The following is a 22,536-nucleotide window of genomic DNA, read 5'->3' on the forward strand; positions in this document are numbered from 1 at the left end:
GGAAAGGTGAAAAGCACCCCGACAAGGGGAGTGAAACAGTTCCTGAAACCGGATGCCTACAAGCAGTCGGAGCCTCTTCATGGGGTGACGGCGTACCTTTTGTATAATGGGTCAGCGACTTAGAGTATGCAGCGAGCTTAAGCCGGTAGGTGGAGGCGCAGCGAAAGCGAGTCTGAATAGGGCGACCGAGTTGCATGCTTTAGACCCGAAACCTGATGATCTAGCCATGGGCAGGTTGAAGGTGCGGTAACACGCACTGGAGGACCGAACTCACGCCTGTTGAAAAAGTCGGAGATGACCTGTGGCTAGGGGTGAAAGGCCAATCAAATCAGGAAATAGCTGGTTCTCCGCGAAAGCTATTTAGGTAGCGCGTCGGATATCACCTGCGGGGGTAGAGCACTGGATGGGCTAGGGGGGCGCGAGCCTTACCAAACCTAACCAAACTCCGAATACCGCAGAGTGCAGTCCGGCAGACAGACGGTGGGTGCTAAGGTCCATCGTCGAGAGGGAAACAGCCCAGACCGCCAGCTAAGGTCCCCAAATCACGGCTAAGTGGGAAAGGATGTGGGAAGGCCATGACAACCAGGAGGTTGGCTTAGAAGCAGCCATCCTTTAAAGAAAGCGTAATAGCTCACTGGTCTAGTTAAGCCGGCCTGCGCCGAAAATGTATCGGGGCTCAAGCCGTGTACCGAAGCTGCGGATGTGATCTTCGATCACGTGGTAGCGGAGCGTTCCGTAAGCCTGCGAAGGGTGTCCGTGAGGCCGCCTGGAGGTATCGGAAGTGAGAATGCTGACATGAGTAGCGACAAACAGTGTGAGAAACACTGTCGCCGAAAGTCCAAGGGTTCCTGCGCAAGGTTAATCCACGCAGGGTGAGCCGGCCCCTAAGGCGAGGCCGAAAGGCGTAGTCGATGGGAACCACGTTAATATTCGTGGGCCTGGCGGAGGTGACGGATCGGAAAGCGTGTATGTCCTTATCGGATTGGACATGCTGTGGACCGGTTCCAGGAAATAGCCCCGCCGTATAGACCGTACCCCAAACCGACACAGGTGGACTGGTAGAGTATACCCAGGCGCTTGAGAGAATGGTGTTGAAGGAACTCGGCAAATTGCCCTCGTAACTTCGGAAGAAGAGGGCCCCGTTGTGGCGCAAGCCATGGCGGGGGGCACAGACCAGGGGGTAGCGACTGTTTACTAAAAACACAGGGCTCTGCGAAGCCACACAAGGCGACGTATAGGGTCTGACGCCTGCCCGGTGCCGGAAGGTTAAGAGGAGAGGTGCAAGCCTTGAATTGAAGCCCCGGTAAACGGCGGCCGTAACTATAACGGTCCTAAGGTAGCGAAATTCCTTGTCGGGTAAGTTCCGACCTGCACGAATGGCGTAACGACTTCCCCGCTGTCTCCAACACCAACTCAGCGAAATTGAACTCTCCGTGAAGATGCGGAGTTCCCGCGGTCAGACGGAAAGACCCCGTGCACCTTTACTACAGCTTTGCAGTGGTGCTAGGGACTTCATGTGTAGGATAGGTGGGAGGCTTGGAAGCATGGGCGCCAGCTCGTGTGGAGCCATCCTTGAAATACCACCCTTGAAGTCTCTGGCATCTAACCGTGGCCCGTTACCCGGGTCCGGGACCCTGCATGGCGGGTAGTTTGACTGGGGCGGTCGCCTCCCAAAGTGTAACGGAGGCGCGCGATGGTGGGCTCAGAGCGGTCGGAAATCGCTCGTCGAGTGCAATGGCATAAGCCCGCCTGACTGCAAGACTGACAAGTCGAGCAGAGACGAAAGTCGGCCATAGTGATCCGGTGGCTCCACGTGGACGGGCCATCGCTCAACGGATAAAAGGTACGCCGGGGATAACAGGCTGATGACTCCCAAGAGTCCATATCGACGGAGTCGTTTGGCACCTCGATGTCGGCTCATCACATCCTGGGGCTGGAGCAGGTCCCAAGGGTTCGGCTGTTCGCCGATTAAAGTGGTACGTGAGCTGGGTTTAGAACGTCGTGAGACAGTTCGGTCCCTATCTGCCGTGGGTGTCGGAGTTTTGCGAGGATCTGTCCCTAGTACGAGAGGACCGGGATGGACATACCTCTGGTGCACCGGTTGTCACGCCAGTGGCATGGCCGGGTAGCTAAGTATGGACGGGATAACCGCTGAAAGCATCTAAGCGGGAAACCCACCTCTAAACCAGAGCTCCCTTGAGAGCCGTGACAGACCATCACGTCGATAGGAGGCATGTGGACGGGCAGCAATGCTCGAAGCTAAGCCTTACTAATCGCTCGATCGGCTTGATCTCACCCCACACAACCGCGCCATGCGCAGCAGCAAGCCTGCTTGGAAAGGCCCTGCTTGACGCAACACCGCCAGTTCGATACTCCTCCCTCACTTGCACTGAACAAGCACATGCTTCGGATAAAGCGTCGGTCTTGAGCCTTGGTGACCTGGTGGTCATGGCGAGGTGTCAAACACCCGATCCCATCCCGAACTCGGCCGTGAAAAGCCTCCGCGCCAATGGTACTGCGTCTTAAGACGTGGGAGAGTAGGTCGCCGCCAGGTCACCAAGCCTCAAGAGACGCTCAATCCAAAAGCATAAGCTTGCATCTTCATCGTCCGTCACCCCATATCAAGAACATCCGCGGGGTGGAGCAGCCCGGTAGCTCGTCAGGCTCATAACCTGAAGGCCGCAGGTTCAAATCCTGCCCCCGCAACCAAGTCAGCGAAAAGCCCGCCTCCGCAAGGAGAGCGGGCTTTTCGCTGTTCCTCGTACGACAACGCCTTCGCCGAGACCATCAAGGACCTCTACAAGACGGGGGTGATCCGGTGCCGTGGGCCGTGGCGGAACCTGCGGTTCGAAGCTGGCCGTTCCGGAGCTTTGGGCGGGCTGACAGGGCTCCACCCATAAAAAGCCCCGGCGGGACGGGTCCGGCCGGGGCGAAAAGGCAGTTGAGACGACGACGACTGCGGAAAGAAACGCGATTACGGCACGGCGGTCACGACGCGTGGCGCAGGGTGGCGGAACCGGGGGAGTTCGGCCGTTTCTGGGCCGTGGTCGTGGGGAAAGGCAGCACCGACGGGCGGCCGTCGGACACCCGCAGGGCATCCGCAGGTTCCCGTCCGTTCAGCAGCCACTGATAGGCGGCGGCGATGGCGACCCGGTCGCGGCCGTCGGCGGACAGCACGCGCAGGCCGGCTGCGGTTTCCCCAGTCGTGCCGCTGCGGCGAACCGCATCGCACAGCGCATGGCCGAGCCGGAGATCCGACACCAGAACCGCGCTGATCCCGGCCTGGACGATGACCGAGGCCAAGGCTCCCAGATGGGAGGACGGCAAGGGGGAAAAGCCGACCTCCCGCAGATCCAGGAACAGGCCACGCCCGTTGCTGCCGCCGGACAGCGCAGTGCGCAACGTCCCGAGCCAAGCGGAAGGAGGAGCGTCACGAAGGCCGCTGCAGGCGACGGCGTGGAGACCCCAGTCGGTGGCTGCGACGGTGATGTCCTTCATGCTGTTCCCCTTCGGTGAAGCCCGGGTTCCTCATGCAGGTCGGCTCCCTTGAGTCCGTCGACTGGGGGGCCGGAAGACCGCGACGGAGCGTCCCTGCCGAAAGAGTATAGGGGAAATTCCTAACAATCAGTAACGGAAACCAGTTTCGGGATTGAAATCCGCATTCCGGTTTCAGCATCCGATGGGCCGTCCCTCCGCCGCGCATTGTAGAAGCAAAGCGGACGGGCGCCATTGCGGGCCGCCGATGTCGCGGTGGTAACGCTGGACCGCCTCGGCGATCTTGCCCACCCCCTCCTGGTTGGCCCAGAACAGCAGGCCGCCGCGCCAGGACGGGAAGCCGTAGCCGTGCAGCCAGATGGCGTCGATGTCCACCGGACGGGCGGCGATGCCTTCCTCCAGGATCTTGGCCGCCTCGTTCACCATCGCATAGAGGCAGCGTTCGCGGACCTCCTCGTCGCTGACGGTGCGCGGGGTGATGCCACGGCGCCGGCGGTCCTCCTCGATCACCGCCGCCACCTCCGGATCGGGGATCGGGGTGCGGCTGCCGGGTTCGTAGCGGTAGACGCCGGCCGAGGTCTTCTGGCCGTAACGGCCGCGTTCCGCCAGCGTGTCGAGCCAGTTGGGCGCCTGCGCCTCAGGATCGCCGGACTTGCGGCGCTCCTCGCGGATGCGCCAGCCGACATCGATCCCGGCAAGGTCGGTCATCGAGAAATGGCCGAGCGGGAAACCGAACTCCGTCAGCACGCGGTCGATCTGCTCCGGGCTGGCGCCTTCCTCGACCAGAGCCATCGATTCCCGGCCGCGCTGGTGCAGGATGCGGTTGCCGACGAAGCCGTAGCAGACGCCGACCGCCACGCCGACCTTGCCGATCCGGCGCGCCAGCGCCATCACCGTCGCCAGCACCGTGTCGGAAGTCTTGGCCCCGCGCACCACCTCCAGCAGGCGCATGACGTTGGCCGGGCTGAAGAAATGCATGCCCAGCACGTCCTGCGGCCGGCCGGTCGACGCGGCGATGGTGTCGACATCCAGCGTCGAGGTGTTGGTGGCGAGGATCGCGCCCGGCTTGCAGGTTTGGTCCAGCGTCCGGAAGATCGTCTGCTTGACCTCCATGCTCTCGAACGCCGCCTCCACCACCAGATCGGCATCGGCGAGGTCGGCGTAGGACAGGGTCGGGTGGATCAGCGCCATACGCTCCTCCACCTGCGCCGCGGTCAGCCGGCCCTTGCGGGCGGTGGCCTCGTAATTGCGGCGGATGGCGGCGATGCCGCGGTCGAGCCCCTCCTGCGCGGTGTCGACCAGCACCGCCGGAATGCCGGCATTGGCGAAGCACATGGCGATGCCGCCGCCCATCGTGCCGGCGCCGATCACCCCGACCTTGCGGATGTCGCGCGTCGGCGTATCGGCGGGCAGGCCGGGGACCTTCGCCACCTCGCGCTCCGCGAAGAAGGCGTGGATCAGGCCGGCGCGCTGCGGCGACTCCATGCAGGCCAGGAACAGTTCCCGCTCACGCGCTGTGCCCTCGGCGAAGGGCAGGGTAACGGCGGCTTCCACCGCGTCGACGATGCGGTGCGGGGAGAACAGGTGCGGCTGGCGCTTGGCGAGTTCGGCCCGCTTCGCTGCGAACAGGGCGGGGTCGGTGCCGGCGATGCGGTCGGTGCGGGCGCTGACCGGCTGCGGGACGCTTCCGTCGGCGAGGAGCCGTTCGGCGGCGCGCAGGCCGGCTTCCAGCGGCGAGGTGCCGTCCTCCACCGCATCGACGAGGCCGAGCGCCAGCGCCTCCTCCGCGCCGACCGGATCGCCGGACAGGATCATATCCAGCGCCTTGGCGGCCCCGACCAACCGCGGCAGCCGTTGCGTGCCGCCGGCGCCCGGCAGCAGGCCCAGTTTCACCTCCGGCAGGCCGAGCTTGGCCGATTTCAGCGCGACGCGGACATGGCAGGCCAGCGCCACCTCCAGCCCGCCGCCCAGCGCCGTGCCGTGGATAGCGGCAATCACCGGCTTGGTCGCGGCGTCCAGGCGCGCCACCACCTCCGGCAGTGTCGGCGGGGCGGAGGGCTTGCCGAACTCCCGGATGTCGGCACCGGCCATGAAGGTGCGGCCGGCACAGACGATCACCAGCGCGTCCGCCCCGTCGTCGGCCAGCCCGGCGTCGAGTGCGGCGACCAATCCGCTGCGCACGCCGTGGCCGACGGCGTTGACCGGCGGGTAATCGACGGTGATGACGCCGATGCGCCCCCAAACTCCTCCATTTTGGCGCGCATACTGGACAGGAGTGGGCGGAACCGCTTCAGTCTGGGCCGGCGACGGCATCGGCACTCTCCGAAAAGCCATGGGTCCGGGCCGATCCGGCTAAAGAGGGAGCGGCCCGCAGACCGTCAGTCTAGCAGACGATCCGCTCAAATCAAGTTTTCGGAATATCATTTCATTATACGAAATTTGATATGCGTGGCGCGGCATCGGGAACCGAAGGGCACGGGTGAAGGTTGGCACTCGGGTCGAAGGTTACCGCTGGAGTTGGGGTTATGGATTTGACGGGGAAGGTCGCGCTGGTCACCGGTGCGGGATCGGGCATCGGCAAGGCGTCGGCGGTGCGCTTCGCCCAGGCCGGCGCCAGCGTCGGCGTGCTGAGCCACACCGCGGACGAGATCACGAAAGCCGCCGAGGAGATCAAGGCGGCCGGCGGAAAGGCGCTGGCGCTGACGGCGGATGTCGGCGACGATGCGGCGATGCGACAAGCCATCGACCGGCTGGTGGGGGAGTTCGGGCGGCTCGATATCGTCTTCGCCAATGCCGGCATCAACGGCGTCTGGGCGCCCATCGACGAACTGACGCCGGAGGAATGGGACCGCACCATCAACACCAACCTGCGCGGCGCCTATCTGACGCTGCACCATTCGGTTCCGCACCTGAAGAAGGCGGGCGGCGGATCGGTGATCGTCACCGCGTCGATCAACGGCACGCGGGTGTTCAGCAACACCGGCGCCACCGCCTATTCCTGCACCAAAGCGGCGCAGCTCGCCATGGTGAAGATGCTGGCGCTGGAACTGGCGCCGAGCCGCATCCGGGTCAACGCCATCTGCCCCGGCATCATCGAAACGGAGATTCCCGACAACACCCTGAAGCGGAACCTTGAGTCGGTGCAAACCCCGATCGAATATCCGCAGGGCAAGGTGCCCCTGACCGGCGGCAAGTCCGGCGACAGCTTCGACGTGGCGGAGCTTGCGCTGTTCCTGGCGTCGGACCGGGCCAAGCACATCACCGGCACGCCGGTCTGGATCGACGGGGCGGAATCCCTGATGGTCGGCTGACGAACCGCAATCACCAAAGGCGAAGACGATCATGAGCTTGCAGGACAAGGTGCGGAACAACGAGGAACTCAGCCGCTATGAGCTGACGGTGGCGGACTCCACCGCGCTGGTGACCTACGACATGCGCGAAGGCAAGATCGCCCTGACCCACACCGAAGTGCCGGGCGCCATGTCGGGCCAGGGTGTGGGGTCGGCACTGGCCAAAGGCGCGCTGGACGACATCCGGGCAAAGGGGCTGAAGGTGCTGCCGATCTGCACCTTCATCGAGGCCTACATCAAGCGCCATCCGGAGTATCAGGATCTCGTCGGCTAGAGTTCATCTGATGCTTATTGGAGCATCAGATGAACTCTAGCCGTTTGATTTTCCGTGCGATTCACGTTTCAGACGAGTCCGTCTGAAACGATCGCACTCTAGGCAGGGTTTCCCTCCTCATCGAGGAAGATCAGTTCGCCGTCCAGCAGGAAGAGGCAGATGCAGTCTTCCTCGCTGGCGCCCTGGGCGTGATGGTCGGTGTCGGCGACATACTGGGCGACATCCCCCAGTGCGTAGCTGCCATATTCGTCGCTGAACGCGCCCTGCAGGACCAGCAGCAACTCGTCCGCCGTATGGCGGTGGGCCGGGACCGGTGCGCCCGAGGCCATGCGAAGCAGGCAGATCGTCGTCCCGGACAGGGTGCGTTCCCAGCCCGACAGCCAGACCCCCGTGGAGATTTCCCGCCAGGATCCGTCGTCGGTGGGCGTGTCGATCGCCTCCGGCAGCCAGCTGCGCAACGGTTCCGGCACCAGTCGGCCGCCTGTCTGGTTGGTGGCGACCAACTGGGGAGGTTTCGCCTCCGCCGGTACCCGGGCAGTGGTGAGCAGGCCGTCCATCCGGTCGAGCAGGGCGTCCAGCCCGTCATGATCGTTGCAGGGCAGCTCCTCGAACCAACTGCCGCACAAGGCTTCATAAGAGGCGACGCGCCGGCGGCAGTCGGGACAATAGGCGAGGTGGGTCGCCACCAGCAGCGACTTGCCGGCCCGCTCCTGCCCGCTGGCATAGCCGATCAGGAGCTGGTCGTCGGGATGGTGGAGCGGCAACGTCACGCCTTGTCCCCCAAGCTGCGTTTCAAATGGCCGAGCGCGAGGCGCAGCCGGGTCTTCACCGTGCCCAAGGGCATTTCGGTGTCCTCGGCGATCTCCTCGTGGGTCTGCTCAAGGAAATACGAACGGCGTAACACTTCGGATTGGTTTGCCGCCAGCGAACCGATCGCCTCCTGCAAGTGCCGGCTGCTCTGGACCAGCTGGGCGGACTCCTCCGGCGTGGCGTGGGACTGCGGGGTCATCGCCGGATCCGCCGGGTCGGGGGCCGGGCGCATCTCCTTGCGCAGGCGGTCGATGCGCCGGTTGCGGGCGATGGTGAAGACCCAGGTGCCGACGGTGGCCTGCGCGGGATCGAAGCTGCCGGCCTTAAGCCAGACCGTCAGCATCACGTCCTGGACCAGTTCCTCCGCCGTGCTGCGGTCGGCACCGAGCCTCAGGCAATAGTGCAGGATCTTCGGGGCGAAATGGCGGAACAGGGCGGCGAAAGCCGTGCGGTCGCGCTCCCGCGCCACCGCACCGACCAGCCTGTCCAGCCGGTCGGCATCCAGGCTCTGCGACGGCCGATCCGGATCCTGATCCGACGGCCCGGGCAAGAGGGGTTCCCGCAAAAACGGCATGCAACCACCAGCCAGCATTCCACCGCCGGGCAGCTTACCCCGAACTCCTTAACGGAGCCCTTTGAAAATCGTCAGTCCTCTTTCGATGTCTTCAGCGGGCCCATGGGATCGAGCGGAGAGACGGTGGGCGTTGTCTGCGGCAGCGGACGGAAGGCGGCCTGCTCCTCGGCCGGCAGCGGCGGACGGACGCGGGACCGCCACAGGCCAAAAATGGTGGCGCACAGCGCGCCGCCGCCAATGAAGGCGAACAGGCCGGTCGGCCCCGTGGTGGTCATCAGGGCCGATGCCACCGGCGGCCCGATGATGGCGCCGACCGAGTTGGAGAGGATCAGGCCGCCGCTGGCCGACACCATGTCCTCCCGCCGGACATAGTCGTTGGTGTGGGCGGCGCAGATCGGATAGATCGTGAAGGACAGGCCGCCGAACAGCGGCGCCACCAGCATCAGCGCCAGCTGCTGGTTCATTCCGGCGGCGGCGATCATGCAGACGCTGATCAGCGACAGCGCCGCCGTCAAGCCGATGATGACGCTGCGCCGGTCGAAGCGGTCGGACAGCCGGCCGAGCGGCCATTGCAGAGCCATGCCGCCAAGGATCAGCACCGACATGAACAGCGCCGTCCCCGACACCCCGAAACCGGAGGCGGCGCCGAACACCGGGGCCAGTCCGTAGATCGATCCGGTGATCGCCCCGCTGATGAAGACCCCGGCCACCCCCAGCGGCGAGCTTTGATAGAGCCGCCGGATGCCGAAGGACGAGACGTCCGGCAGTTGCGGCGGCGTGGTCCGCGTCAGCGCCACCGGCACCAGCGCCAGCGTCAGCAGGATCGACACGATCATGAACAGGCGGATGCCGGTCTCGTCATCCAGCCGCAGCAATTGCTGGCCGACGCCCGATGCGCCGTACAGCGTCACCATGTAGGCCGACAGCAGCTGTCCGCGGCTTTCGTTGGTGGCGGTGCCGTTCAGCCAGCTTTCGATGCACATGTAGAGTCCCGCCATGCAGAACCCCTGTGTCAGGCGCAGCACCGCCCACAGCGACGCATCGACGAACAGCGCATGCGACAGTGCCGCCACCGAAACGACCGAGGCGAAAGCGGCGAAGGACCGGATATGGCCAACGCGGGTGATGATCCGGTGCGCGAAGAGCGACCCCAGGGTCAGCCCGGCATAATAGGCGGCGGTGATCATGCCGACCGCGGTGGTCCCGGAATCGGTCGCCGCGAGGCGAAGGCCGATCACGGTCGACAGGGCGCCGTTCCCCAGCATCAGAAAGGCCACGCCCAGCAGAAGCGAGGCGACCGAACGCACAACCATAGGCATGCCTGATCTCCGCCGCCGTCAGCGAGTCATGGCCGGTAAGCCGGACAGGTTCCGATGATGCATGGCGGGGACTCCGATCCTTTGTTGACGGGCGGCAGCTTGCACTGTTGGGGGTCCAACAGCCAAGCCATGGATTCGCTCCACCGCTGCGGACCGGCACTCCGGCGGCTCTGCCTTACCATTGGGTCACCCAAACCGTTGACAGATCATACCGTTCGGTAACATACCTTCCATCAGGTAATGCCCATCAGCCGATGGTCGTTCAGTTGACGTCAGGGGAGACGCTACCATGTCCGACACCGCCCCGCCGGTCCTTCTCGTCCGCGAGGGGGCCGTCACCTGGATCCGGCTGAACCGGCCCAGCGTGCTGAACGCGCTGGACGAGGCGACCGCGGCCGCCTTCCTCGACGCCTGCCGCAGCGTGGCGGAAGATTGGGCGGATGAGGGCGGGACGGGGCCGACGCGGGTGCTGGTGATCGCAGGCAATGGGCGCGGCTTCATGGCCGGCGGCGATGTCGGCCGTTTCAACGACGATCCCGCCGCGGCTCCCGCCGTGGCCGGCGCCATCATCGCCCATCTGCACGAGGCGCTGCGGGTTCTCGACCGGCTGGACGTGCCGGTGCTGGCCTCCGTCCATGGGCCGGTGGCGGGGGCGGGGATGAGCCTCGCCTGTGCCGCCGATCTCTGTATCGCCGCCGACGACGCCAAGTTCACCATGGCCTACGCCCGCATCGGCGCCACGCCGGACGGGTCGGGCAGCTTCCACCTGCCGCGCCTGGTCGGGCTGCGCCGCGCCATGGAACTGGCGATGCTGTCCGAGGTGATCGACGCCGCGGAGGCCCTGCGGATCGGGCTGGTCAACCGGGTGGTGCCTGCGGCATCGCTGGCTGAGGAAACCGCCAAGCTGGCGGAGCGGCTCGCCGCCGGGCCGACCGTCGCCTATGCCGGCGTCCGCCACTTGATGCGCCAGTCCTTCGACCGGACGCTGGACCAGCAGCTGGACGCCGAGCGCGACCGCTTCCTCGCCACCGCCGCCACCGCTGATTTCATTGAGGGCGTCGGCGCCTTCATCGCCAAGCGCAGGCCGGATTTCACCGGCCGCTGAACCAACGCTCGCCAACCGTTATCTCCGTCCGAGAAGTGGACCCTACCATGCAGAACGACATCGTCATCGTCGGCGCCGCCCGTACCGCCATCGGCGGCTTCGGCGGCAGCCTGAAGGATGTGCCGCTGACCAAACTCGCCACTGTGGCGGTCAAGGCGGCGCTGGAGCGCTCCGGCGCCGCGGCCGACGCGATCGGCCATGTGGTGATGGGCAACGTCATCCCGACCGAGACCAACGACGCCTACCTCAGCCGCGTCGCCGCCATCGACGCCGGCATTCCGATCGGCACCCCGGCCTTCAACGTCAACCGCCTGTGCGGCTCCGGCCTGCAGGCCATCATCTCGGCGGCGCAGTCCATCGCGCTCGGCGATTGCGAAGTCGCCATCGGCGGCGGTGCGGAATCGATGAGCCGCGGTCCCTATTTCGTGCCGAGCGCCCGCTGGGGCACCCGTCTGGGCGACGGGGCGCTGGTCGATTACATGAACGGCATCCTGCACGACCCGTGGCAGAAGATTCACATGGGCGTGACGGCGGAGAACGTCGCCGCCCGCTACGGCATCGACCGCGAGGCGCAGGACGCCCTGGCGCTGGAAAGCCAGCGCCGCGCCGCCCACGCCATCGCCGAGGGCCGCTTCAAGGACCAGATCGTCCCGGTGGAGATCGCGTCCCGCAAGGGCACCATCGTCTTCGACACCGACGAGCATGTCCGCGGCGACGTCACCCCGGAAGGGCTGGCGAAGATGAAGCCGGTCTTCAAGAAGGACGGCTCGGTGACCGCCGGCAACGCCTCCGGCCTGAATGACGGCGCCGCCGCGGTGGTGCTGGCCGACGCCCGCCGTGCCGAGGCGCTGGGGCTGAAGCCGTTGGCCCGCCTCGTCGGCTATGCCCATGCCGGCGTCGAGCCCGATTACATGGGCATCGGCCCGATCCCGGCGACCCGCAAGGTGCTGGAGCGGACCGGCCTGTCGGTCGCCGACTTCGACGTGATCGAATCCAACGAGGCCTTCGCCGCCCAGGCTTGCGCCGTGATCCGCGAGCTGGATTTCGACCCGGCCAAGGTGAACCCCAACGGCTCCGGCATCTCGCTCGGCCATCCGGTGGGAGCGACCGGCGCCATCATCACGGTGAAGGCGATCCACGAACTGCACCGCACCGGCGGCCGCTACGCCCTGGTGACCATGTGCATCGGCGGCGGCCAGGGCATCGCCGCCATCTTCGAGCGGGTTTGAGGTCGAAAGGTTCCCTCTCCCGTCCCCGGGAGAGGGAGCTAAATCCTGCCGCTGGTTTTTCATTGAACGATCAATCAAAATAAAACCCGCCTCCGTCTGCGGCCAATCGCGCAACAGCGCCGTCAAAATGCAGCTTTCGTGAACGCAGCTATCGACCGCGCCCCTTGTCTCGGGGCAATCTACGGCGCGATTGTCTTAACCCTGGTCTGTTGCGTTCCGGAAGCCTTGCCCATGACGATGATCCTGCCCACGCCCATCGGCTCGTCTTCGACGGGCGCTGCACCGGTGCGTCTGGCGGTGCGCGGCCTGCGCAAGGTCTTCGCCGACGATCCGCGCCCGGCACTGGACATGCTGCGCAACGGCGCGACCAAGGCGGAGGTGCTGCATCGGCTGAACGTCAATGTCGGCGTGGCCGAGGCCAGCTTCGACATCCGGGCCGGCGAAATCTTCGTCATCATGGGCCTGTCGGGGTCGGGCAAATCGACCATCATCCGGCTGCTGAACCGCCTGATCGAACCGTCGGAGGGGGAAATCCGGCTGGACGGACGCGACCTGACCGGCCTGTCCTATTCCGATCTGGTCGAGGTGCTGCGGCGGGACATGAGCATGGTGTTCCAGTCCTTCGCCCTGCTGCCCAACCGCACCGCTCTGGAGAACGCCGCCTTCGGTCTGGAGGTCGCCGGAGTGAAGCGGGGGGAGCGGCGCAGGGCGGCGCTGGCGGCGCTGGAGCGGGTGGGGCTGGCGGACTATGCCGACCGTTACCCGAACGAGCTTTCGGGCGGTATGCAGCAGCGGGTCGGGCTGGCCCGCGCGCTGGCCAAGAACCCGACGATCATGCTGATGGACGAAGCCTTCTCGGCGCTCGACCCGCTGATCCGCAGCGACATGCAGGACGAGCTTCTGCGGCTGCAGCGCGAGGATGCCCGCACCATCGTCTTCATCTCCCACGATGCGGAGGAGGCGATGCGCATCGCCGACCGCATCGCGGTGATGGAGGACGGGCGGATCGCCCAGATCGGCACGCCGGCGGAGATCCTGCGCGCGCCGGCCGACGAGTATGTCCGAGCCTTCTTCCGCGGCGTCGATGCCTCGCGCGTTCTGCGCGCCCGCGACATCGCCCGGCCGCCTGACGACGGTGATCCCGACGAGCCGGTACGATTCCGCTACCGCACCGATGCGGCGGGGATTTTCCGCGGCGTTCTGGCCGGCGACGGCGCATCGGCGCTGTTCGGGCTGGAACCGGTGGCGGCCGACACTCCCATCCATGCGCTGCTCGGCCGAGTCGCCGCGGCGCCCTGTCCGCTGCCGGTCATCGAGGCGGACGGCCGGCTCATCGGCGTGATCTCCCGCGCCGTGCTGCTGGCCGCTCTCGACCGTGGCGAGGATGCCGGGCGCGAGGTGCGCCATGGCTGACGCCGGTCCGATCGACGTCGAATGGCTGAGCGAGACCATCGGCGGCGGCATCGCCCGCGGCTCCGAATGGCTGGTGAACACGATCCTCGACCATGGGCAGCCGGTGCTGACCGTCATCGCCGCGGCGGTCGACGGGCTGGGCGAGACGCTGGACGGGCTGCTGCTGGGGGTGCCGCCCTGGCTGCTGGCGCTGGTGCTGGCGGCCATCGCCCTGTGGCGGGTCGGGCGCGGCTTCGCGCTGTTCACCCTGCTGGCGATGGGCGGCATCTTCGTAATGGGGCTGTGGGAGCCGACGGTCTCCACCCTCGGGCTGGTGCTGGCCTCCACCGCGCTCAGCCTGATCGGCGGGGTGCCGCTGGGCATCTGGATGGCGCGCAGCAAACTCGCCGACGGGCTGGGCAAGACCCTGCTCGACCTGATGCAGACGATGCCGGCCTTCGTCTATCTGATCCCGGCGGTGCTGTTCTTCGGGCTGGGACGGGTGCCGGGAATCATCGCCACCGTGGTCTTCGCCATGCCGCCGGCGGTGCGGCTGACCGCGCTCGGCATCCGGCAGGTTCCGGTGGAACTGGTGGAGGCCGGCCGCGCCTTCGGCTGCCGCGGCCACCAACTGCTGTTCAAGGTGCAGCTTCCCAACGCCCTGCCGTCGATCATGGCGGGCGTGAACCAGACCATGATGATGGCGCTGTCGATGATCGTCGTCGCCTCGATGATCGGGGCCGGCGGCTTGGGCAACGTGGTGCTGCAGGGCATCCAGCGCCTGGACATCGGGCTTGGCGTGCAGAGCGGGCTGAGCGTGGTGTTCCTGGCCGTCGTGCTTGACCGCATCACCCAGAGTTTCGGCCGGGGCTTTGGTCGACCGGCCGCCGCCAGAACAGCCAAGCGGCGCTGGTGGCGGCGGTGAGGTCAGGCGTTCAGTTCGGAATCGAGGTAGCCCAGCGCCACGGCGCGCGCGGCGCTGCCGTCGATGGCGCCGGTCAGGGCGAAGCGCAGCCACAGCCCGTCGATCATCGCGGCCAGCCCGACCGCCACCCGTTCCGCCCGCTCCGGCGGCAGCAGCGGGCGCAGGGCGTGCAGCAGGTTGGAGTGCAGCCGGCGGGCGTTGATCCGCTGCAGCCGCGACAGCGCCGGATTGTGCGGCGCTTGCGCCCAGAAGCCCAGCCATGCCGCGACCACCCGCGGATCGAACTGGTCGGGCGCGAAGTTGCAGTCGACGATCGCCTCCAGCCGGGCGCGCGGGGAATCGGCCGCCGCCAGCCGCTTGGTCGCGTCGTCGCGCAGCTGTTGCAGCATGCTGCGCATGGTGGCGGCCAGCAGTTCGTCCTTGCCGCCGAAATAATGGTGGATGATGCCGGGCGAAACGCCGGCCCCGCGGCTGATCGTCTGCACCGTGGTGTCGACCAGCCCGTGCTTGCCCATCGAGGAGATGGTCGCGTCGATCAACTGGCGGCGGCGGATCGGTTCCATTCCGACTTTGGGCATGGGGCTGGCGGTCTCCTGTCCTTTTCCGCCAAGGCCGTCCGCGACCGGGACCTTGGCTTTCGCCGCAACAAATGCGCCATTTTCACCGCTCCGTCGATGACGAAAACGGCAGGCGCCGCGGACTGGAACAACAAGAACGAGGAGTTGAGCATATGAACGGATGGAAGGCTCCGGCCAAATGGATCGCGGGCGCGGGCATCGCGGCGGTGATGGCGCTGGGCGCCGGCGGGGCGCTGGCCGCCGATCCGGCCGCCTGCAAGGCGGTGCGCTTCGGTGACGTCGGCTGGACCGACATCGCGGCGACGACGGCGCTCGCCTCCGTCACGCTGGACGCGCTGGGCTATAAGCCGACCACCACGATGTCGTCGGTCCCGCTGGTCTACACCGGGCTGAAGACCAAGTCGCTGGACGTCTTCCTCGGCAACTGGATGCCGACGATGGAGCCCTTCATCAAGCCGGTGCTGGAGGACGGCTCGGTCGAGGTGACGCGCGTCAACCTGGAAGGCGCCAAATACACGCTGGCGGTGCCGAAATACGCCGCCGAGGCCGGGCTGAAGAGCTTCGCCGACATCGCGAAGTTCAAGGACAAGCTGAGCGGCAAGATCTATGGCATCGAGGCCGGCAATGACGGCAACCTCATCATCGACAAGATGCTGAAGGCCGACGCCTTCGGCCTGAAGGACTTCAAGCTGGTGGAATCCAGCGAGGCCGGCATGCTGGCCGAGGTGAAGCGGGCGACCCGCAACAAGGGCTGGGTGGTCTTCCTGGGCTGGGAGCCGCACCCGATGAACAAGAGCTTCGAGCTGACCTATCTGGAAGGCGGCGATGACTGGTTCGGCCCCAACCTGGGCGGCGCCACCGTCAGCACCAACGTCCGCAAGGGCTATGCCGCCGAATGCCCGAACGTGGGCAAGCTGCTGTCCAACCTGTCCTTCACGCTGGACATGGAAAATGCGGTGATGGGCGACATCATGAACGCCAACAAGAAGCCGGAGGCCGCCGCCAAGGCCTGGCTGAAGAAGAACCCCGACGTGCTGAAGGGCTGGCTCGACGGCGTCACCACCTTCGACGGCAAGGATGGGCTCCCGGCCGTGCAGGCCAAGCTGGGCATCGCCGGCAAGTCCTAATCCGAGAGCGCGGCAGGGCGGAGTGGGGCGGGGCGACTCTTCGCCCCATCCGCTCTACTCCGTTCCCTCTTGAAGCATTACCCCTTTGCCCCCGAACATTGCTCTGCTAAGGCCCATTAGGTCCTGAATGCGGAGCGTTCGTGGCGGCTCGCCGATTACCCTTTGCCAGATCCTTGCCCCTGCCTCTGTCCCGGCGGCCTGTCCGGGCAACCTGCGCGCGTGACGGCGCGGCGGGGCGCGGATGAGGATTCGGTCGCGCATCGCCATGGTCGGCGGCGTGCCGGTGGCGGTCGCCGCGGTGATCGCGGTCGCCGGCGGGCTGCTGCTGGCCCGCAGCGAGCGGGTCTATGAATCGGCGGTACTCGCCGGCTCCGTCTATCGCGACGTTCTGGCGGCGACGGCGGCCCGCATCGACTATCTCCAGGTCGCGCCGGCCGACCGCGCCGGCCGTGCCGACCGTTTCGAAAAGATGTCGCAGTCGGCGGCGTCCGAACTGCGGCAACTGGACGAGGCCGGATCGGCCAGGACCCACCGGCCGGAGGTGGAGCGCGCGACCGGTGTGCTGGCGCGCTATGTCGACCAGATGCGCAGCTTCATCCAGGTGACCGCGGCGAACGACGCCGCCGTGGCCGACATGGGGCTCCACGCCGCCACCCTGATGGCGTTGACCGACCGTGCCCGCGAACGGCAGCATGCCGCCAATGTCGACTCCCTGGGATCGCTGACCGAAGCCGACAAGCGTCTGCGCGACAGCCGCGAGGTGGTCGACGGCGCCCACGAACTGCGCGAGGCGATGCTGGACCTGCAACGCGCCGAGGCCCAGCATGTCGCGGCGCTCGGCTTCGGCAGCGGCCTGCATGGCGGCGGGCAGCCCCTGACCGCCGGCGATTTCCGCATCGCCACCGACCGGCTGACGGCGACCGCCGACCGGCTGCAGGCGGTGCTGGGGCGGACGGATCCGCTGGTCGACCGCTATCCGGCGAAGCAGGCCGCCGCCCGCTACGCGGCCACCGTCGCCGGGCTGCAGGGCGCCGTCGCGGACCTGCGCGCGGCCGATGCGGAGCGCGACGCGGCGCTGAACCGGTTCGAGGCGGCGGCACGGGCGGCAGCGGGCATTGCGGAGGCCAGCGCCGATGATGGGGGAGATGCCGGACCTGCCGGCAGTCTGGGCGAGCGGATGCTGGGGGAACAGGTCCTCCGCACGCTGCCGGTGGTGCGGGCGCTGGTCCTGACCGGGACGCTCGGCCGTCAGCCCGACGTGACCTACCTGTCCTCTCTGCTGCCGACGCTGCGCCCGGCGCTCGACGGGTTGTATCGGGCGCAGACCCGCACTGCCGCGGCCCAGCGGGCGCTGGACTCGGCACAGCGCGCCGGCGCGGAGGCGGCTGCGGCGATCGAGGCGCTGACCGCTCGGATCCTGATGGTGAAGTCCACCGGCTACACCGCGATCCAGGACGAGGTGGTCCAGCTGATCGCCTATGCCATCCAGGCCAACGACACCGAGCAGGAGACCCAGAACGTCGCCGTCGTCGCCCTGCGTTTGGGCCGGCGGGCGGCCGACGCCGTGTCCGTGCGCGACGCGGAGGAGGCCGACCGGATCGTCGCCGATGCCGGCGCCCTGCTGGCGACCGTGCGCGAGCTTCCCATGTCGCCGCTGCTGCAGGACGAGGTGCTGGCGGCCATCCGCAATTGGCGCGACAGCCTGCGCCGCACGGCGGACGGGCTGCGCCACCTGAACCAGCTTCTGATCGCCATGGACCGCGACGCCGGCGCCCTGGTCGAAACCGCCCGGCAACTGGACGAGACCTTCCGCGAGGAGGCCGCGCGCATCGGCGAACTGTTGACCCGCATCCTGGTCATCGGCGCGACCATCGGCCTGCTGCTGGCCGCCGGCGCCGCGTCGGTGGTGGCGCGGTCGATCAGCCGCCCGGTTCTGCGCCTGCAGCGGCAGATGACCCGGCTGGCCGAGGATCCGCTGGCCGGTCCGATCGACGGCACCCGCCGCCAGGACGAATTCGGCGCCATGGCGCGCGCCGCCGCCTTCTTCATCCGCGAGATCGGCCTGCGCGAACAGGCGGCCCGCCACGCGAAGGACCGCGCCGACCGCGCCCTGGAGGATCTACGCCGGACCCAGGCCGACCTGATCCAGGCGGAGAAGATGGCGTCGCTGGGCGGGCTGGTCGCCGGGGTGGCGCACGAGATCAACACCCCGCTCGGCAATGCCCTGATGGGGGCGACCCATCTTCAGGACCGGCTGACGGCCATCGGGCGGCTGGCTGGCGAGGGCAACCTGCGCCGCAGCGACTTCGCCGAATTCCATGAGACGGCTGACGAGCTGGCCCGGCTGATGGTGCTGAACCTGCGGCAGGCCGGCGAGCTGGTGCAGAGCTTCAAGCAGGTGGCGGCCGACCAGACCAGCGGCGAAGGGCGGCAGTTCCTGCTGAAGCCCTATCTGGAGGATCTGGCGACCAGCCTCAGCCCGTCATGGCGCCGGGCGGGTCACAGCCTGCGGGTGGAATGCCCCGAAGACATCGAGATCGACGGCTATCCCGGCGTTCTGGCGCAGATCCTGACGAACCTCGTGATGAACTCCATCACCCACGCCTATCACGAGGGGCAGCAGGGCCATCTGCTGATCCAGGTCGCCGCGCCGGAACCGGACATGGTGGATCTGGTCTACACCGACGATGGCCGGGGGATCGCCAAGCCCGATCTCGTGCGGGTGTTCGATCCGTTCTTCACCACCAGACGCGGAAGCGGCAGCACCGGCCTCGGGCTTCACATTGTGTACAATCTCGTGGCGAATCGCCTGGGTGGCAGGGTCGCGGTCGATAGTCCTTCCGGCGGCGGCGTGCGCTTCACCATTCGCTTTCCACGGCGATTTGCTACTGATAACGTATCGTTGGCGCCCGCAATACCATCCCCGCAGGAGCAGTGAATGCCTTTGCCGCTGAAGACGTCGATGCGGAGTCTTGCGAAGGGGGCTGCTGTTTTGATCGGGCTTGCCGGGCTGTCGGACCCGGCGCTCGCCGACAAGTCGCTGGTCTACTGCACGGAAGGGAATCCGCAGGGTTTCAATGCGCAGGTGTCGACCTCGGGCACGACGGTGAACGCTACGACGCCGCTGTTCAACAATCTGGTGGAATTCGGTCCGGCAGGGCAGGTCATGAATTCCGGTCTGGCCGAATCCTACAAGATTTCGGACGACGGGCTGGTCTACGAATTCCGTCTGCGCCGGAATGTCGCTTTCCATTCCAACGAGATGTTCACTCCGAGCCGGCCGCTCAATGCCGATGACGTGCTGTTCACCATCAACCGTCAATGGTGGGCTGACCACCCCTATCACACCGTCGGAACGGCGAATTACGAATATTTCAGGGGAATGGGGCTTCCGGCCCTGCTGAAGTCGGTGGAGAAGCTGGACGATCACACGGTCCGCATCACCCTGACCCATCCGGAGGCTCCCTTCCTGGCCGATCTGGCCATGCCGTTCCTGTCGATCCAGTCCGCCGAATACGCCGATGTCCTGATGAAGGCCGGCAAGCAGGATTTGTTCGACGACAAGCCCATCGGTACCGGGCCGTTCCGGCTGGTGTCCTACCACAAGGATGTGGCGATCCGTTACAAGGCCTTCGACGGCTATTGGCGGGGGCGCCGGCTGCTGGACAACCTGATCTATTCGATCACGCCGAACATCGCGGTGCGCCTGAACAAGCTGCGGTCCGGCGAATGCCATGTGATGATCTTCCCCAATCCCGCCGAATTGGGGGCGATAGAAAAAGATCCGAATCTGGTGATCGAGCAGCAGGACGGCCGGAATGTCGCCTATATGGCGTTCAACACCAGCAAGGCCCCGCTGAATGATGTGCGGGTGAGGCGGGCCATAACCATGGCGATCGACAAGCGCACGCTGGTCGATGCGGTCTATCAGAATGGGGGATCGCCGGCGAAGAACCCGATTCCGCCCGGCATGTGGTCCTACGATGACGGGATCGAGGATTATCCGTTCGACCCGGCGGCGGCCCGCCGCCTGCTGGCTGAAGCGGGGTATCCCGAGGGCTTCTCGCTCGATCTGTGGTACACGCCGGTCACGCGCCCCTACCTGCCGAACGGCAAGCGCGCCGCCGAAATGATCCGCGAGAATCTGGAGCGCGTCGGAATCCGGGTCAGCCTGAAGACGGACAGCTGGAGCAATTATCGCCAGCAGGTGACCCAGGGCGATCCGGACATGGTGATCTACGGCTGGACCGGCGACAACGGCGATCCGGACAATTTCCTGTATTTCCTGCTCAGCTGCGGCGCCGTGCGTCCGGGCGGCGCCAACCTTGCGCGATGGTGCAATCCGGATTTCGAAGACCGGATCACGAAGGCAAAGGTCACCACCGACGTCGAAAGCCGCACCGCCGACTACAAGGAAGCGCAACGCATCTTCCATCGGGAAGCTCCGTGGTTTCCCATCGCGAATTCCATCATCGCCGTCGCCCATCGCAAAGAGGTGAAGAACTACACCAACAACATCTTCAATCAGGATTTCTCCGGCGTCGACATCGAGCCCCAGTGAGCGACAGGCCTATGCAAACCTTGTCTGGGCAAGTCCCGACCGTGGACGCGTCTCCCGATGACCTGATGTTCGAGGACGAAGACCCCGGCACGGTGCCGGAACGGCAATCCGTGGCCGCCGCCCCCTGGCCGATCCTGGTGGTGGACGACGACGAGCAGGTGCACGCGATGACCCGCGTGCTGCTGAAGGATTTCGAGTTCGAAGGCCGGCGCTTCGCCATCGTCAGCGCCTTTTCTGCGGCGGAGGCGCGGGAAATCCTCGCCGAGCGGTCGGATCTGCCTGTGGCTCTGCTCGACGTGGTGATGGAGACGCAGGATGCCGGACTCCATCTGGTCCATCACATCCGGCGCGACCTGGGCAACCGCCACATCCGCATCATCCTGCGCACCGGCCAGCCCGGACAGGCGCCGGAGCGCGAGGCCATCGTCGCCTACGACATCAACGACTATAAGAGCAAGGCGGAGCTGACCGCCCAGAAGCTGTTCACCAGTCTGGTCGGCGCGGTGCGCAGCTGGCGCGATCTCGTCACCATCGAGACGCTGAACCAGTCGCTGGAACGCCGCGTCGCCGAACGCACGGCGGAACTGGAACGGCAGACCGCGCTGGCCGACGGGCAGCGCCGTTTCATCGAGAACCTCGTCGAGATGATGCCGAGTCCGGTCTGGTACAAGGATGCCGCCGGCCGGTATGCCCTGTGCAACCGTGCCTTCCGCGAGCTGTTTCCCAATGCAGCCGACGGGATGGAATGGTCCGCCGACCGCCGGACCGCGTCCGAACCGATGCCGGCCGGCACGGGGGCCTTCTCCTTCGAATCGAGCGTGGAGGGACCGGACGGGCGGACGCGGGAACTGCTGGTGGTGAAGCGTCCGCTGACCGCCCCCGACGGAACGGAGACCGGGGTGATCGGCATCGCCACCGACATCACCGAGCGCCGGCGGATGGAGCATGAGCTGCACCGCCTCGCCACCACCGATCCGTTGAGCGGCGCCCACAACCGCCGCCAAATCCTGGAGCTGCTGGATCGGATCGTGGACGGGCGGGGTGCCGCGACCACCTGCCTCGTCATGCTCGACATCGACCATTTCAAGCGCATCAACGACGAGCTGGGCCATGCCGCCGGCGACGTCGCCATCCGCAGGGTGGTCGAGGAGATTCGCAGCCAATTGCGCGGCAGCGACCAGATCGGCCGCATCGGCGGGGAGGAGTTCGCCATTCTGCTGCCCGAGACCACGCGCACCGGCGGTGCGGCGATCGCGGAGCGGCTGCGCGGCGGATTGGCGGCGATGGCGATCGAGCTTCCCGATGGCCGGTGTTTCCAGTTGACCGGAAGCTTCGGCCTGACCGAGGTGCGTCCGCTGGAGGATACGGTCGAAAGCGTGCTGGGCCGGGCCGATCAGGCGCTCTACCGGGCCAAGGCGGCCGGGCGGAACCGGGTCGAGGTGGCCTGAGTGCCGGGCATTGGCCTGCGACATTTTGCACGATGGCGGCTTGACCGCCGCCACGGCAACGGGTATGCAGATCCTATGAACACCACCGACACCATGCGAATGCGAATTACCGGCCCGGCGCTCTGAAGCGTCGGAGAGTTGCCGCGTTCGTGTTCACTGGTCGTGTGGAGTGTGTGGCGTGTCGCTGCACCCTGTGGTCCCCGGAGCCCTCAATCCGGTTCATGAGAAGTCCAATCGTCTGACCGCTGTTGCGGCGTCGAACAACGGCGTCCGTCTCGGTGAGCGAATGTGTGGCTCGGCGCGAATTATTCACCCGGTCCGCTGAAGCGGTCCGGGGCACGCCCGTCCT

General features: G+C 66.5%; 16 protein-coding genes, 1 tRNA gene and 2 rRNA genes (1 of these 19 only partly in view). 13 read left to right on the plus strand and 6 right to left on the minus strand.

Annotated elements, in window-relative coordinates; genetic code table 11:
• The 3 genes from M5E06_RS21835 to M5E06_RS21845 all read left to right on the plus strand — a co-directional run.
• Positions 1-2,294: ribosomal RNA gene (locus tag M5E06_RS21835) — 23S ribosomal RNA — on the plus strand; it begins 451 nt to the left of the window's first position.
• A gap of 144 nt (positions 2,295-2,438) precedes the next feature.
• Positions 2,439-2,554: ribosomal RNA gene (rrf, locus tag M5E06_RS21840) — 5S ribosomal RNA — on the plus strand.
• A 78-nt stretch (positions 2,555-2,632) separates the two neighbouring features.
• A tRNA-Met gene (locus tag M5E06_RS21845) sits at positions 2,633-2,709 on the plus strand.
• 279 nt (positions 2,710-2,988) lie between these two features.
• Here the strand turns inward: M5E06_RS21845 and M5E06_RS21850 are convergent.
• Together M5E06_RS21850 and M5E06_RS21855 are read right to left on the minus strand one after the other, a co-directional pair.
• On the minus strand, positions 2,989-3,498 hold the full coding sequence (locus M5E06_RS21850; protein ID WP_252139988.1) for a hypothetical protein: 510 nt from the start codon (positions 3,496-3,498) through the stop codon (positions 2,989-2,991).
• A 171-nt stretch (positions 3,499-3,669) separates the two neighbouring features.
• Positions 3,670-5,808: a 3-hydroxyacyl-CoA dehydrogenase NAD-binding domain-containing protein gene (locus M5E06_RS21855; protein ID WP_252139989.1), complete on the minus strand. Its 2,139-nt coding sequence runs from the start codon at positions 5,806-5,808 to the stop codon at positions 3,670-3,672.
• A gap of 212 nt (positions 5,809-6,020) precedes the next feature.
• Here M5E06_RS21855 and M5E06_RS21860 point away from each other — a divergent pair, with 212 nt between their 5' ends.
• Both M5E06_RS21860 and M5E06_RS21865 read left to right on the plus strand, forming a co-directional pair.
• A complete protein-coding gene (locus tag M5E06_RS21860; RefSeq protein WP_252139990.1) occupies positions 6,021-6,806 on the plus strand; it encodes an SDR family oxidoreductase in 786 nt (261 codons plus the stop codon).
• Between the two features lie 31 nt (positions 6,807-6,837).
• Positions 6,838-7,119, plus strand: a complete 282-nt coding sequence (locus tag M5E06_RS21865; RefSeq protein ID WP_252139991.1) for a GNAT family N-acetyltransferase — start codon at positions 6,838-6,840, stop codon at positions 7,117-7,119.
• A gap of 98 nt (positions 7,120-7,217) precedes the next feature.
• On the opposite strand, the gene M5E06_RS21870 is transcribed toward M5E06_RS21865, so the two are convergent.
• The 3 genes from M5E06_RS21870 to M5E06_RS21880 form a co-directional block, all read right to left on the minus strand.
• The gene (locus M5E06_RS21870) at positions 7,218-7,889 is read right to left on the minus strand and encodes a ChrR family anti-sigma-E factor (RefSeq protein ID WP_252139992.1); all 672 of its coding nucleotides are present in this window, start codon (positions 7,887-7,889) and stop codon (positions 7,218-7,220) included.
• Entirely contained in the window at positions 7,886-8,479 is a 594-nt protein-coding gene (locus M5E06_RS21875; RefSeq protein WP_252139993.1) for a sigma-70 family RNA polymerase sigma factor, read from the minus strand. Before M5E06_RS21875 ends, M5E06_RS21870 begins: the two co-directional genes overlap by 4 nt.
• A gap of 95 nt (positions 8,480-8,574) precedes the next feature.
• Positions 8,575-9,822 (minus strand): MFS transporter, encoded by a 1,248-nt coding sequence (locus tag M5E06_RS21880; protein ID WP_109154925.1) that lies wholly within the window; start codon positions 9,820-9,822, stop codon positions 8,575-8,577.
• Between the two features lie 289 nt (positions 9,823-10,111).
• On the opposite strand from M5E06_RS21880, the gene M5E06_RS21885 reads away from it, so the two are divergent.
• The 4 genes from M5E06_RS21885 to M5E06_RS21900 all read left to right on the plus strand — a co-directional run bounded on the left by M5E06_RS21885 (position 10,112) and on the right by M5E06_RS21900 (position 14,473).
• Positions 10,112-10,927, plus strand: a complete 816-nt coding sequence (locus M5E06_RS21885) for an enoyl-CoA hydratase/isomerase family protein (protein ID WP_252139994.1) — start codon at positions 10,112-10,114, stop codon at positions 10,925-10,927.
• Between the two features lie 47 nt (positions 10,928-10,974).
• Positions 10,975-12,156, plus strand: coding sequence for an acetyl-CoA C-acyltransferase family protein (locus tag M5E06_RS21890; RefSeq protein ID WP_252139995.1), 1,182 nt, complete (start codon positions 10,975-10,977; stop codon positions 12,154-12,156).
• Between the two features lie 231 nt (positions 12,157-12,387).
• On the plus strand, positions 12,388-13,569 hold the full coding sequence (locus M5E06_RS21895) for a quaternary amine ABC transporter ATP-binding protein (RefSeq protein WP_252139996.1): 1,182 nt from the start codon (positions 12,388-12,390) through the stop codon (positions 13,567-13,569).
• Complete coding sequence (locus tag M5E06_RS21900) at positions 13,562-14,473, plus strand: ABC transporter permease (RefSeq protein ID WP_252139997.1); 912 nt, start codon at positions 13,562-13,564, stop codon at positions 14,471-14,473. Before M5E06_RS21895 ends, M5E06_RS21900 begins: the two co-directional genes overlap by 8 nt.
• A gap of 2 nt (positions 14,474-14,475) precedes the next feature.
• On the opposite strand, the gene betI is transcribed toward M5E06_RS21900, so the two are convergent.
• Entirely contained in the window at positions 14,476-15,051 is a 576-nt protein-coding gene (betI, locus tag M5E06_RS21905; protein WP_252139998.1) for a transcriptional regulator BetI, read from the minus strand.
• A gap of 152 nt (positions 15,052-15,203) precedes the next feature.
• Between betI and M5E06_RS21910 the strand changes: the two genes are divergently transcribed.
• From M5E06_RS21910 to M5E06_RS21925, 4 genes are all read left to right on the plus strand, one after another.
• A complete protein-coding gene (locus tag M5E06_RS21910) occupies positions 15,204-16,178 on the plus strand; it encodes a choline ABC transporter substrate-binding protein (protein WP_252139999.1) in 975 nt (324 codons plus the stop codon).
• A 241-nt stretch (positions 16,179-16,419) separates the two neighbouring features.
• Positions 16,420-19,116, plus strand: a complete 2,697-nt coding sequence (locus M5E06_RS21915) for a sensor histidine kinase (protein ID WP_252140000.1) — start codon at positions 16,420-16,422, stop codon at positions 19,114-19,116.
• A complete protein-coding gene (locus M5E06_RS21920) occupies positions 19,117-20,739 on the plus strand; it encodes an ABC transporter substrate-binding protein (RefSeq protein ID WP_252140001.1) in 1,623 nt (540 codons plus the stop codon).
• 41 nt (positions 20,740-20,780) lie between these two features.
• The gene (locus M5E06_RS21925) at positions 20,781-22,187 is read left to right on the plus strand and encodes a sensor domain-containing diguanylate cyclase (RefSeq protein WP_353654355.1); all 1,407 of its coding nucleotides are present in this window, start codon (positions 20,781-20,783) and stop codon (positions 22,185-22,187) included.
• Positions 22,188-22,536 lie beyond the last annotated feature (349 nt).

It is taken from the genome of Azospirillum sp. A1-3 (assembly GCF_023806445.1).
Lineage (GTDB): Bacteria > Pseudomonadota > Alphaproteobacteria > Azospirillales > Azospirillaceae > Azospirillum.